Origin of the sequence: Colwellia sp. 20A7, assembly GCF_009832865.1 — a bacterium.
Classification (GTDB): Bacteria; Pseudomonadota; Gammaproteobacteria; order Enterobacterales; family Alteromonadaceae; genus Colwellia.
This window is the reverse complement of record NZ_CP047130.1, coordinates 45,176-58,771: the sequence shown is the minus strand read 5'-3', so window position 1 is coordinate 58,771 and position 13,596 is coordinate 45,176. Positions and strand designations below refer to the sequence as shown.

The 13,596-nt window shown below is 36.6% G+C and carries 13 protein-coding genes; 3 read left to right on the top strand and 10 right to left on the bottom strand.

The features are described from left to right. Positions 1–20: 20 nt before the first annotated feature. The 10 genes from GQS55_RS00275 to trxA form a co-directional block, all read right to left on the bottom strand. Positions 21–854, bottom strand: coding sequence for a DUF4198 domain-containing protein (locus GQS55_RS00275; protein WP_159816838.1), 834 nt, complete (start codon positions 852–854; stop codon positions 21–23). Positions 855–908: 54 nt separating this feature from the next. Further along, positions 909–1,448, bottom strand: coding sequence for a DUF2271 domain-containing protein (locus tag GQS55_RS00270; RefSeq protein ID WP_159816836.1), 540 nt, complete (start codon positions 1,446–1,448; stop codon positions 909–911). A 24-nt stretch (positions 1,449–1,472) separates the two neighbouring features. Further along, the gene (locus GQS55_RS00265; protein WP_159816834.1) at positions 1,473–2,072 is read right to left on the bottom strand and encodes a PepSY-associated TM helix domain-containing protein; all 600 of its coding nucleotides are present in this window, start codon (positions 2,070–2,072) and stop codon (positions 1,473–1,475) included. A 64-nt stretch (positions 2,073–2,136) separates the two neighbouring features. Beyond that, positions 2,137–4,518: a TonB-dependent receptor domain-containing protein gene (locus tag GQS55_RS00260; protein ID WP_159816832.1), complete on the bottom strand. Its 2,382-nt coding sequence runs from the start codon at positions 4,516–4,518 to the stop codon at positions 2,137–2,139. 452 nt (positions 4,519–4,970) lie between these two features. Then, positions 4,971–5,684, bottom strand: a complete 714-nt coding sequence (fre, locus tag GQS55_RS00255) for an NAD(P)H-flavin reductase (RefSeq protein ID WP_159816830.1) — start codon at positions 5,682–5,684, stop codon at positions 4,971–4,973. Positions 5,685–5,698: 14 nt separating this feature from the next. Beyond that, a complete protein-coding gene (ubiD, locus tag GQS55_RS00250; protein ID WP_159816828.1) occupies positions 5,699–7,195 on the bottom strand; it encodes a 4-hydroxy-3-polyprenylbenzoate decarboxylase in 1,497 nt (498 codons plus the stop codon). A 78-nt stretch (positions 7,196–7,273) separates the two neighbouring features. Beyond that, on the bottom strand, positions 7,274–7,993 hold the full coding sequence (locus tag GQS55_RS00245) for a substrate-binding periplasmic protein (RefSeq protein WP_159816826.1): 720 nt from the start codon (positions 7,991–7,993) through the stop codon (positions 7,274–7,276). An 86-nt stretch (positions 7,994–8,079) separates the two neighbouring features. After that, entirely contained in the window at positions 8,080–9,339 is a 1,260-nt protein-coding gene (gene rho / locus GQS55_RS00240; RefSeq protein ID WP_159816824.1) for a transcription termination factor Rho, read from the bottom strand. Positions 9,340–9,621: 282 nt separating this feature from the next. Continuing rightward, positions 9,622–10,674: a CNNM domain-containing protein gene (locus GQS55_RS00235; RefSeq protein ID WP_159816822.1), complete on the bottom strand. Its 1,053-nt coding sequence runs from the start codon at positions 10,672–10,674 to the stop codon at positions 9,622–9,624. Positions 10,675–10,863: 189 nt separating this feature from the next. Next, on the bottom strand, positions 10,864–11,190 hold the full coding sequence (trxA, locus tag GQS55_RS00230; protein ID WP_159816820.1) for a thioredoxin TrxA: 327 nt from the start codon (positions 11,188–11,190) through the stop codon (positions 10,864–10,866). Positions 11,191–11,361: 171 nt separating this feature from the next. Here trxA and rhlB point away from each other — a divergent pair, with 171 nt between their 5' ends. From rhlB to GQS55_RS20130, 3 genes are read left to right on the top strand one after another with little or no spacing between them, the layout of a single operon-like run. After that, the gene (rhlB, locus tag GQS55_RS00225; protein ID WP_159816818.1) at positions 11,362–12,630 is read left to right on the top strand and encodes an ATP-dependent RNA helicase RhlB; all 1,269 of its coding nucleotides are present in this window, start codon (positions 11,362–11,364) and stop codon (positions 12,628–12,630) included. Between the two features lie 17 nt (positions 12,631–12,647). Then, positions 12,648–13,004, top strand: a complete 357-nt coding sequence (locus tag GQS55_RS20135; protein WP_268892416.1) for a Ppx/GppA phosphatase family protein — start codon at positions 12,648–12,650, stop codon at positions 13,002–13,004. Continuing rightward, the gene (locus tag GQS55_RS20130) at positions 12,995–13,591 is read left to right on the top strand and encodes a Ppx/GppA phosphatase family protein (protein ID WP_328698893.1); all 597 of its coding nucleotides are present in this window, start codon (positions 12,995–12,997) and stop codon (positions 13,589–13,591) included. Before GQS55_RS20135 ends, GQS55_RS20130 begins: the two co-directional genes overlap by 10 nt. The last annotated feature ends 5 nt before the right edge of the window (positions 13,592–13,596 follow it).

Genomic DNA, 13,596 nt, shown 5'->3' with positions numbered 1-13,596 from the left:
TTAAATCAACAAATACTTAATTACAAAGGTAATACAGCAAATGTTGCACCGTAGCTACCCGTACGCATAGTCGCAGGAGCTTTTGCTTTATCGTCTTCATATTCAGCTTCAATTAAATACATTCCTGCTTCTGGCCATGTAATGCTTACATAACCTTTAGCATCAGTAACAACATCTATTTGATTCTGGTCATTACGGTAACGGGTATCACCCTTAACAATAGCGAGTTTAACGCCAGCTGCTGGTTCACCATGAAATAAGAACTTAAACTTAGCCGCTTCGCCCACAAATAAGTCATTTGGGTGAGTAACAGGTATTAGCTCTAGGCCTGAATTAGTCGGTTCGAATACTTTATCCGTTGGCTCACCTGAAGTAACAAATGTTTCCAAACGACGGTAGCTATCAGATACTTTTAATGAATCAGCACTTTTAGGTACTTCCTTGGCAAAATCAGCTGCATTAGCCTCTTTACCACGAGCTGGCCATCTTTTACGTTTACCTTCTTTATCTTTCCATGAAGCACGTAATCCGCCCGAAGTATAGCCAATTTTATAAGTACCTTCGGTTACTAAGTTCAAATCAAACGTTGAGCGGTATTTTCCTGTATGTGCATTAACAGCCTCAATTAATTTACCTGTAGGATCTTGAACCATTAACCCTTTCATACGTAGCGGTACATGCTCAGGTACAAATAAAGAATTTGAAACTGCAGCGTCAAATGTTACCCAAGGTGCGTCACCTGATAAATTAGTTGTGCTTGGTACGATCCACGCTCGGTGAGCATTGGCGCTAAAACTTAACCCTACTATCATACCAATCGACAATAGCGCTTTTAATGGTGTATATATTTTCATTGTTTTCTTCCTTTAATAATTACGGTGTATTACTGTGGATTATATAAACTGACGTTAATTTACTTGAATAAGAACATCGCCTAACTCTGAATTACCAGAGGCTTTCAATGGATAATCACTGGCCTTTATTGGCCAAGTTAGTGGAATATTTACCACTTCTTTACCGCCAACTTCTCTAGATGCTTCAATACGTAATTGATAATCACCAGCCGCTAACGCTTTTAGCTCTTTCGCATTCAAATCAACCGAAATAGTGTGTTTACCCGCACCTTTAGTTGCAGACGTTAAACCATCAAATGGTTGCTCTGCTTTTCTACCAATACGTCTCCACCACTGACGAATGTCTTTTAACCACTTTGCGCCTTCATTATCTTTCATGTCTAGGTCATACCATAAGGCGATCTGAGTCGCTTTACGGTTGCTATCTTCTAACCATATTGCAACATAAGGTCTGTGGTATTCAGCAACATTCATACGTGGTATTTCAACTTCTATTAGCAATTGATTACTTGCTGCATTTGAAACACCACTAAAAACAGTACTTAAAGCAAGCGTTAACAAAAGCGCTATGCTAAATAAAATATTACGATTCATTGATTTTCCTTTTAAATACGATGATTAGTGTAAACTCATTAAAATAATAATGAGTGGTAAAAGTACGCCTAACGACACCATGGGCCAAGTAGACAAACGAAAGCCTGATTGTTTATAAAGCAACCACAAGCCACTTAAACAAAAAACAATAGAGATAACAGCGAATATATCGATAAACCAACGCCAAGCTTCATTGGTATAACGTCCTTTATGTAAATCATTAAAGAAAGAAATCCAGCCTCGATCAGTACGTTCATAAATTAATTCACCACTTTCAATATCAACTGAAAGCCACGCATCTACACCAGGATTTGGCATAGCTAAATAGAACTCTCCATCACTAAGCTCACCTTGTAAGCCGCCTTTAATCGTTAAATTATGCTCACCAGCTAAATATTCACGAACATCATCTGGTAACACATTTTGGTGTTTTTCAAGAGAGCGCCAAGCTTGTAATATAGACTCTGGTAGCTCAGTCTCAATAGTCGTGATATCTGAATTCGCAGGAATATCTCCTGCGTGATTCAATGTGATTCCCGTCCATGAAAAAAACAACATACCAATACTACAAATAGCTGCACTTATCCAATGCCACTGACGTGCGCTACCTAATGCTATTTTCATATGCTGTACTTCACTATTTTGACTAACCTTAAAATCATATTAGCTTGGTATTATACGTATGTATTTAGAAAGATGCGTTAACACTAACCCAAAAACTACGTGCTTTATCCTTAATGTTATAATCATCTGTAAAGATAACTTCATTGTCATCGTCTAAATACAGACCGTCATTATTTAAATCAACATAATCCGTTGCATATGACGTAAAGTCTTTATCAAGTAAATTATTAACACGTAAGTTTACCGTTAGGTTTTCGCTTATTCTATAACGTGCACCAAGGTTTACCGCATTATAGCTTTTATAATATAACGCTCGATCTAGAACACTATCCCAATCTCTGTAACGATCAGAACGAATTTCAAGTTGAAGATAAGCATTAAGGTTTTCAGTAATCGACCAATCTGTTGAAATGTTAGCCATATGTTCTGCGGTATTTGTTAATGGCTGACCAGCATTTGAACCACTTTTTTGCTCGCTATCTGTCCATGTGTAGTTGGCACTAACATTCCAGTCATCAGTAATTGAAACTCGACCTGCTACTTCAATACCTTGAATATCCACTTTGTCGATATTAATTTTTTGACTGTAAGTAGTGTAACCTAATGAATCATAAGCACCTAAGTTTACACAAGGACGAACATCGTTAGTTGCTTCACAACTTTGGATTGTGTCACCTTGGGCAATTTTATCTTTGAATTTAGTATTAAAATAAGTCATATTAAAGTTATGACCTTTATCAAGATCAGTCCAATAAACCGCTATTTCGCTATTAACACTCGTTTCTGGTTGTAGATCTGGATTACCAGCGAATGGTGAAGTACCTTGACCGCCAAAACCAGTAATACCATCATAAAGATCAGTTGTTTTCGGTGTTTTAAAACCAGTACTCACGCCACCTTTAATTGTCCAATTATCTGATAAGGTATAAACAGAATATAAACGTGGTGACACATTACTACCAAAGACATCATGATTATCATATCGAACACCAGCAGTAATTGTTAAATGTTCAATAATTGTCCAGTTATCTTCAATAAACAACGCATACATATCTTGTTTTTGTACGCCGTTGACTTCTCCGTCTTCCATTCCAAAAACACCGTCAGTTAACTCACCACTGGTAATTTGAGTACCAATAACTAAATTATGCTCTCCGGCTAAATCGTTAATAGGAACATCTAAGCGCGCATCAAGTGTATATTGATTACTTTCTAATGGGCGTTTATTTCTAGGTAAAAAGGTCTCTGCTGCTAGTACTTTACGAGCCTCTTCATCCATACCTGCGTATTCTGGATCGGTACCATCATACATTTTTTGTAATAACTGACGCTCAGCAACACTTAATGGCATGGTACGACCATTATTTTGTGTATCTACATATGATAAAGAAATAAATGAACGACCAAAGTCCCAGTCAGCGTTATAGCTTAATGACCACCATTGACGATCAAACTCTTGATCAGCCGCATAGCCAGCGCGTGGAGAAACAGCGCCAGCTGATGTGCGCCAAATTGATTCAATATTATCCTTAGTCCCTAATGGGTAACTAATTTCACCACTGTCAATATCGTAAGTTGGGGTGTTATCGTATTTCTGATGAGAGTTATCATAATCAAAGCGTATGTCGTGATCTTCACCTGGTGTAAACAATAATGAAAAACCATATTGATTATTGGTATTATCAACCGTTTTACCACCGCTGCCAAAGCCTAATGAACGATAATGTACATCACCATTTGGATCTGTTGCTGGTTCAAATTCTGGTGAAGATGCTAAGCGTTCATAAACACTACCACGTAAGCTTAAATCTAATACACCTTTGATTAATGGACCCATGACAGAGAAATCAGTTGTGATGTCATCACCAAATTGATCATCACTTTGCATGCTACGACCAAATGTTAAAGAGCCTGACCATTTACCTTGAGATTTTTTAGTAATGATATTAATTGCGCCACCTAAAGCATCGGCACCGTAAAGGGTTGATGCTGGACCACGAATCACTTCAACACGTTCAATAGCATCCATTGGAGGTATATGTCCAAACGCATTACCGCCAAAGTTATTAGGATAAATATCACCGTGGTTATTTTGACGTTTGCCATCAACCAGTATTAATGTGTACTCACTAGTTAAACCTCGCATGCTAATTGAGCCTTGACCACTTTTGTCACGGGTTGTGCCAATATCAACACCTTCTAAGTATTTAACTGCATCAAGTAATGTTGTAAATGGACGTGATTGAATATCTTCTTCAGTAATAATAGAAATACTGGCTGGTGCCGCGGTAAGCTTTTGCTCAAAGCCAGTAGCAGTAATAACCATGCGTTCTACAGGCTCTGCTGCTTTAGTATTTTGTGTAATATCTTCTTGTCCGTAAGCATTTGCACCACAAACCATAGCGATACATGTTGCCAAGGTTTGATACTTAAACTTTTTGTTCATTTGAATTCCTTGTTTTATAAGTTGTGTTTTATGTTGATATTATTTATATGTTTTTATTGCGGGGCACTGTACAAAACAACAAGCACAATGTCAATGATAACTATTACCATTTACATTCAATAAATAACCTCTATTACATCTATAACTTTAATTGGAGTTAATGCCTAATTAGGTTTTAAAAGTAATAAAAACACCTTAATCAACTTGGTATCATTATGAAGATATTTTTCTTATTTTGAGTGAGTTTTATCAAAGAATGAATAACATTTATAACACAGCTACAGAAAGCAAAGATTAAAATGACACGGTTATTTAATAATCGCATGAAATTAAAAATTTAGAACATTTGATGAAGTATTTTGGGTAGTTTTAGGGAGGAATAAATTGAATAAAATTGCTGATACGCAGTACATCTTAGTACTGCGCTTACAGCCAACAAGCTGTTGTTTTATTTAAATAAAAGCAAATGCATCAGCATACATATGCTCTAATAATGCGCCGTGTTTAACAAAGTCGCCACGAATAACGCCGACCATTTCAAAGCGCCCTGCAAGATAAATATCATAAGACTCTAGATTAATAATATCGTCCATAACGACTTGATGCACTAAGCCTGTTTTACCTTCCCAGCTGTCATTTTCACCAACATTTTCTATTACTGGAACAAACTTTGCGTTTGGTAATGTGGCAATAATTGCGGCTGTTTCAGCTAACTCATATGTAGCAGCGAGTTCACGTAGTCCCCAATATACCGTGATAGGACGTTGTGACTTTTCTTCAGCTAAATACTCAAACATTGACTTAATGTAAGAAAAACCTGTTCCGCCTGCTAACAATAATAAAGGTCGTTCACTATCAAGACGTAATTCAGCATTACCTAATGGAATTTCAATGGTTACCGGCTCATTAGCTACTTGCGCAGATTGAAGTCGTTCAATCACTTGCATTGGGTAACTATCTGCAATAAAAGCACCTACTTGTAACTCTATCAATTCATTATTAGGTGAGCTCGCAATAGAAAAAGGACGTTTATCATCACTACTCATGACAAAATTTAAATATTGACCCGCAATAAAATCCACTTTTTCGTTCGGTTTTAATAACACTTTAAACACATGTGGCGTTAGTGATGTTAACGACACAATTTGACAATTGACAGTCTTCATTTTAAACCTTCTTTCTAATTAATATCTTCTGATAAAATGTTGAGTTCATCCCAGATTTCATCAACTTGCTGCTTGATAGTTTCATCCATTACTATGGGTTCACCCCATTCTCTATTTGTTTCACCTGGCCACTTATTAGTTGCATCTAAGCCCATTTTTGAGCCTAAACCCGACACTGGCGAAGCAAAATCTAGATAATCAATAGGGGTATTTTCAATTAAGACAGTATCTCGACTTGGATCCATACGTGTAGTCATCGCCCAAATCACATCTTCCCAATTCCTAGCATCCACATCATCATCACATACAATAACAAATTTTGTGTACATAAACTGGCGTAAAAACGACCAAACGCCCATCATTACACGTTTTGCATGTCCTGCGTATTGCTTTTTAATTGTTACAACCGCTAAACGGTATGAGCAACCTTCAGGAGGTAAATAGAAGTCTTGAATTTCGGGGAACTGCTTTTGCAAAATAGGCACGAATACTTCATTTAACGCCACGCCTAAAATGGCTGGTTCATCAGGCGGTCTACCTGTGTAGGTACTATGATAAATAGGGTCTTTACGCATAGTCATATGTGTTACGGTAAAAACTGGGAAATCATCTACTTCATTATAGTAACCGGTGTGATCACCATAAGGTCCTTCTGGCGCGGTTTCATCAGGATCTAAATAACCTTCTAAAATAATTTCGGCTGTTGCAGGAACTTCTAAATCATTACTAATCGACTTAGTTACTTCGGTTTTAGCACCACGTAGTAAACCAGCAAAAGCATATTCAGATAGTGTATCTGGTACGGGTGTAACCGCACCTAAAATAGTTGCTGGATCGGCACCTAAAGCCACAGAAACTGGATACTTCTCGCCCGGATTAGTTTTTTTGAATTCTTGAAAATCTAACGCACCACCACGATGAGATAACCAACGCATTATCACTTTATTTTTAGATAAAACTTGTTGTCGGTAAATGCCTAAATTTTGTCGTGCTTTATGAGGACCTTTAGTGACTGTTAGACCCCACGTTATTAATGGTGCAACATCACCTGGCCAGCAGGTTTGAATAGGTAATTTAGATAAATCGACCTCATCTCCACTGAGGACGATTTGTTGGCAAAGTGCTTTTTTAACCATTTTAGTTGGCATATTAAGGACCTGTTTATACACAGGTATTTTACCTAAAGCATCACGAAAGCCTGTTGGCGGCTCTGGCTCTTTCAGCATGGCAAGTAACTTACCAACATCACGTAGAGCATCAACATCCTTCTGACCCATTGCCAAGGCAACTCGTTTAGGTGTACCGAAAAGATTAGTTAATACCGGCACATTATATGGGTTGCCATTTTCATCAACAGCATTTTCAAATAAAAGTGCAGGCCCTTTAGCACGAAGGGTTCTGTCACTAATCTCAGTCATAGTTAAATGAGTTGAAACAGGCTGTGTAATGCGTTTGAGTTGACCAACTTTTTCTAATTGAGCAATAAAATCTCGTAAATCACTATATTTCATAATTATATAATCGGAAATTTTCAATGGTATTAAGAAGAATTGAACCAATTATACCTTGCTACAGGTATAAGGCATAATTTATCGGGGTACTTGATCGCTTATAGCTTGGCTTTTAATCTTTTGAAATGCAACTTGAATACGCTTTATTATTTCAATATCAGTATTTTTACTTGCTGCTAAATATAATGTTACTTCAAGATCTTTTAATGGGAAGATGGGCTTTATTTCGCTGCAATCTAAGTTTTGGTTTTGGCAAGTTTTATAGAAATATAAATCGCTTCCTGGTATTAAATCAACGCGATCAGCCAATAACATTTTTATAGATTGTTCACTGCTATTGATTGGATGAAGATTAGTGAATTTTTTATTGACTAAATATTGGTGAATTGCTGAATTTCGTCCTACAGCTAAACGAAAATTATTAATGGTTTCAAATGAATCTGTTGCCGTTAACTTTATGTTATCAAACCCGTACAAAGCATAATTCACTTTTTGTATTGGACCTAACCATGAAAATAACGCTTCACGCTCTTTTGTTCTTGCCAAAGAATAAATGAGTACATTGGGTTTTAAAAGCGCGGTGTTATAAGCTCTTGCCCAGGGTTGCATTACTATTTCATATTTAATATTTGCTTCTTTTAATACTTTTTCAACTATCGTTGTAGCAAGCCCGACAACTTTACCTTCATTTTCATATTGTAAGGGGTAAGCATCTTCCGTAAAGACTTCAAGAATAACGTCTTTCGCTGATAATGAAAAAACAAAAAAATAGAGAATTAATAAAAAATAAAACTTCATCATATCCTCCCTAAAGCATTCATCATGCTAACCCTAATAAAAACCAGTCAAAATGACTGGTTTTTAAAGTTACGGCTTATACTATTTTATTTACGTTTCATTGAATCAAAAAATTCGTTATTCGTTTTACTCATCGCTAGCTTATCGATAAGGAATTCAATAGCGCCAACCTCATCCATTTCATGCACTATTTTGCGTAAAATCCACATTTTTTGTAGTTCATCAGGCTTAGTGATTAATTCTTCACGACGTGTACCGCTGCGATTAATGTGAATAGCAGGGAAAACACGTTTCTCTGAAACTTTACGAGATAGATGTAATTCCATATTACCTGTACCTTTGAATTCCTCATAGATAACTTCATCCATTTTAGAACCTGTGTCTACAAGCGCAGTAGCGATAATAGTTAAACTACCACCTTCTTCAATATTACGTGCAGCACCAAAGAAACGTTTTGGACGATGTAATGCGTTAGCATCAACACCACCGGTTAGAATTTTACCTGATGATGGAATTACCGTGTTATAAGCACGTGCTAAACGGGTAATTGAATCAAGTAAAATAACAACGTCTTTTTTATGCTCTACTAAACGTTTTGCTTTTTCAATAACCATTTCGGCCACCTGTACATGGCGACTTGCTGGTTCATCAAACGTTGAGGCAATAACTTCACCTTTTACTAGGCGTTGCATTTCTGTTACTTCTTCTGGACGCTCATCAATTAATAAAACCATTAATTCAGCGTCAGGATGGTTATGCGCAATACTTTGGGCAATATTTTGTAATAGTAATGTTTTACCGGCTTTTGGTGGCGCAACAATTAAACCACGTTGACCTTTACCAATTGGCGAAGCTAAATCTAAAATACGTGCGGTGATATCTTCCGTTGAACCATTACCACGTTCCATGGTAAATCGTTCATTTGGATGAATAGGAGTTAAGTTTTCAAATAAAATTTTATTACGAGAGTTTTCTGGGCGATCAAAGTTTACTTCAGTAACTTTCAACAAGGCAAAATAACGTTCGCCTTTTTTAGGAGAGCGAATCTTTCCTTGAATAGTGTCACCAGTACGCATACTGAATCGACGGATTTGGCTAGGTGATACATAAATATCATCTGGTCCAGCTAAATAAGAAGAGTCTGCGGAGCGTAAGAAACCAAACCCATCTTGTAGAATTTCTAAAACACCACCACCGAAAATATCGTTGTCGTTTTCAGCATGTTTTTTTAATATAGCAAAAATTATATCTTGCTTGCGTGTTCTAGCAAGGTTTTCTAGCTTCATAGTTTCAGCTAATTCAACCAAGTCATTAATGGATTTTTCTTTTAATTCGGTAAGGTTCATAGGGGGTTTCTTAAATTATTTTAAGTGTTTATGTCTGGGGCGATTGCCGACAACAATAATATGTTCAATGTGTTTTTATAATCTTATTATCTAATAATAGCGCTAATAATGTAGCAAATTTAAACAATAGAATTGGGATAGTGGGGTGTTAATCTTTACTCAGAATCTAAATTTAGCATTAAAAACCATCAAGGTAAAGGTACTAGTTAAAATGTAAGCAAAATATAACAACATAAATAAGGTATCAACATAACTTTTACAAGATAAATAGGCGATTAAACATTATTCATTATCATTCTTTTGCTGCTTCATTTCTCTTAAACGCTCACGATATTTATTCCGGGCAAACTCTTGCATATCAGTTACCGTGTCACTTTCATCAATAATTTCACGCCCAAGTAGCGTCTCAATTGCATCTTCTAATGTTACTACCCCAGAAGTTTGTCCATACTTATCTTCAACCAAATATAAATGAATATGGTTTTTGATAAACATATCTAATAATTGTTGCACAGGCAGCTTTTCTGACACTGAACTTAACGGGATAGCAAAATCAATAAGCGGTTTGTCACCATAACCATTTCGCTCTGCTTGGTATAAATCACCTTTCATCACTTTAGCTTTTATATCATCAATTGTTACTCCATAAATTGGAATACGGGTAAACTGAGGGGTTAATTCATGATTTAATGCCTCAGTTACCGTCACATCTTGATGCAGCATGTGTACTACTGTTCGTGGCGTTGATATCTGCCCGGTACGTAATTCACGTAATGACAAAATATTAGCTAAATATTCATTTTCATGTGCAAACAAGCTGCCATCCTTGTGACTTAAAGAGGCAAGCGCAATAATTTCTTCGCGCGTGATTTCATTTTCTTTATTCTTTTTAAACAAACGTGTTAAACGCGTTGCGATCCACACTAACGGATAAACAATTTTTACTAACCAAACAATAATATATGCTGCAGGTATTGATAAACTACGCCAGAAGGTAGCGCCTAAAGTTTTTGGGATGATTTCTGACAAATATAAAATAGCCAGTGTCAGTAATAACGCAATTAAGGTTTCCCACCGCTCACCAAAAATACTAATAGCTTGAGCGCCAACACCTGCAGCACCCATGGTATGTGCGAAGGTGTTCAAAATTAATATACTAGAAAGTGACTCATCTAAATTATTTTTAGCATGAGCTAATACTGCACCTGCTTCAGGTTTTTCAGTTTGAGTTTGCTCAACAAAGCTAGGTGTTACAGATAGTAAAACAGCCTCAAGTACAGAACAAAAAAATGACACACCAATTGCAATGGCGAGATAAATGAAGAGCAAGGTCAAGCGTTATTTATTCCTAATAATTCCATTATAAAATAGCATAGCACAATGAAGCTTATAATTAAGGAGTCGAAATAGAATCTTACTTTTGTTTATAAAGCCCACTGAGTTGACTTGCCACACTAGGCAAAAAAATACCGCTTACAGATGAGCGGCATTAGACAAGTTTAAACAATACAAACTCAACAAGATTTAAATATTTTTATCTAAAAATTCTTTTAATTGAGTTTTTGATAATGCACCAACTTTAGTATCAGCAATTTCGCCATCTTTAAATAATAATAGCGTTGGAATACCTCTTACACCGTACTTTGGTGGTGTTCCCGAGTTTTGGTCTATATTTAGTTTACCTATCGTAACCTTGCCTTCATATTCATTAGCAATATCATCAAGCACTGGTGCTATCATTTTACAAGGGCCACACCATTCAGCCCAGAAATCAACCAATACTAAGCCTGATGCTTTTAAAACATCGGCTTCGAAACTATCATCAGTTAGCTGAATAATTTTGTCGTTCATCTTATTCTCCGTTAGTGATGGCGCTTGCGCCAATCTATTAATTACAATATTAAATATGTATATAAAACCTTTATGGGGCTCTATTGTTAGAATATCAAGTTCGTTTTCTTTTATCTTCACTTATCAGCGCTAAAATTAGTCATTAACTAAGTTAGGTGTTAAGCTAGCGCCATGAAAAAAACACACTTAACTGAAACAAAATTCGCTGACTTAAATCTTGCTCCGCAAGTAGTTACTGGATTAGAAGCCATGGGCTTCGAATATTGTACGTCTATTCAGGCGAAATCTTTACCTGTGCTGCTTCAAGGCACTGATATTGCTGGTCAAGCGCAGACAGGAGAAGGTAAAACTATTGCCTTCTTAGCTGCAACTTTCCATCATTTATTACAAAAAGAAGCACCAACACATAATCAGCCTAGAGCATTGATTATGGCACCAACACGTGAATTAGCAATTCAAATTCACCGTGATGCCATTGAACTCTCTAAAAGTACAGGGCTACGCCTTGGTATTGTATATGGTGGTGAAGGTTATGAAAGTCAACGTTTGGCGCTAGAACAAGGTGTCGATATTTTAATTGGCACCTGTGGCCGATTAATTGATTACATGAAACAAGGCGTATACAACTTAACAAATATTGAAGTGATCGTTTTAGATGAAGCCGACAGAATGTTCGATTTAGGCTTTATCAAAGATATTCGCTACATGTTCAACAAAATGCCTCCGCCTAAACAACGTTTAAGCATGCTATTTTCGGCTACCTTATCATTTAGAGTCAAAGAACTAGCTTTTGATCACATGAACGACCCAACAAGCGTTGAAGTTGAACCTGACCAAAAAACTAACATTCGCATTAGTGAAGAACTTTTTTATCCTTCAAATGAAGATAAAATGTCTCTTTTACAAACGCTGATTGAAGAAGATTGGCCTGAAAAAGCGATTATTTTTGCGAACACTAAACACGTTTGTGAAAAAGTTTATGATCACTTAGTTGCAGATGGTCTTCGAGTTGGTTTATTAACAGGTGATGTTCCACAGAAAAAACGCCTAAAAATATTAGAGCAATTTAGTGAAGGTAGTGTAGATTTCTTAGTAGCAACTGATGTTGCAGCTCGTGGCTTACACATTCCAGAAGTTACTCACGTATTTAATTATGACTTACCTGATGATTGTGAAGATTATGTACATCGTATTGGTCGTACTGGCCGTGCAGGCGCAACTGGTCATGCAATCAGTTTAGCTTGTGAACAATACGTGTTTAATTTACCTGATATCGAAAACTATATTGAACATGAGCTTCCGGTAACAAAATACGATTCTGATGCATTAATTGATGATTTACCTAAACCTAAACCTCGTCAACGCCGCCCTAGACCTAATGCAGGTCGCCCTGGTGGAAACAGACAAGGTGGTAATAGTAATTATCGTGGCCGTCGTTAGTCAAGTATAGTAATAACATGACAACTTCCAACACAATACCACAGTACGATGCGAGCCATTATGCTGTGGTTGACCTGGGCTCCAATAGCTTTCATTTACTCATTATCCGTGTACATAATAACGAACGGATACAAGTCAACAAAGTTAAACGTAAAGTCCGTTTAGCTGCTGGCCTTAATCAAGAGTTAGCACTTAACCCAGAAACTATAGCCTCTGGGCTTGATTGCTTAAAGCTTTTCGCCAAACATCTCGCCACTATTCCTGTAAATAATATTAGCATTGTTGCTACTGCAACATTAAGAATTGCGACTAATAAAGATGAATTCTTAAATCAAGCTAATAAAATTTTACCATTAAATATTAAATTATTTTAAGCGGCGAACAAGAAGCAGAAACTATCTACAAAGGAGCTGCCTACACCTGCAACAATAAATTTGATAAAAAACGATTAGTGATTGATATAGGTGGCGCTAGTACTGAATTAATCATAGGTCAGAGTTTTAATGCGAGGAAAGTGGTCAGTTTAAATTTAGGCTGTGTTAGCTTTAGAGAGCAATTCTTTACTAATGGGCAGTTAACTGAGCAAAACATTAACGCTGCCATTAATGCGGCAAGTGAAATTATCAACCCGATCAGTAGTGACTTTATTCAACTAGGTTGGCAATCAGTTTCGGGTGGCTCAGGAACGATACAGGCCTTGGCTGAAATATTATCCCATCGCCAACAAGAAATCATCATTACCCCTACTTTCTTACAAGAGATTAAGAACAAGCTCATTGAACTTAAATCAATCGATAATATTATCTTTGATGGTTTACGCACTGACAGAGCAGCAGTTTTAACAAGTGGACTATGTATATTGATAGCGCTCTTTAATTGTTTACAAATTAAAGAGCTTACATTATCAACAGGTGCCCTTCGAGAAGGCTTGTTATTTGAAATGTTATCTAATAAAGCCTAACAAGT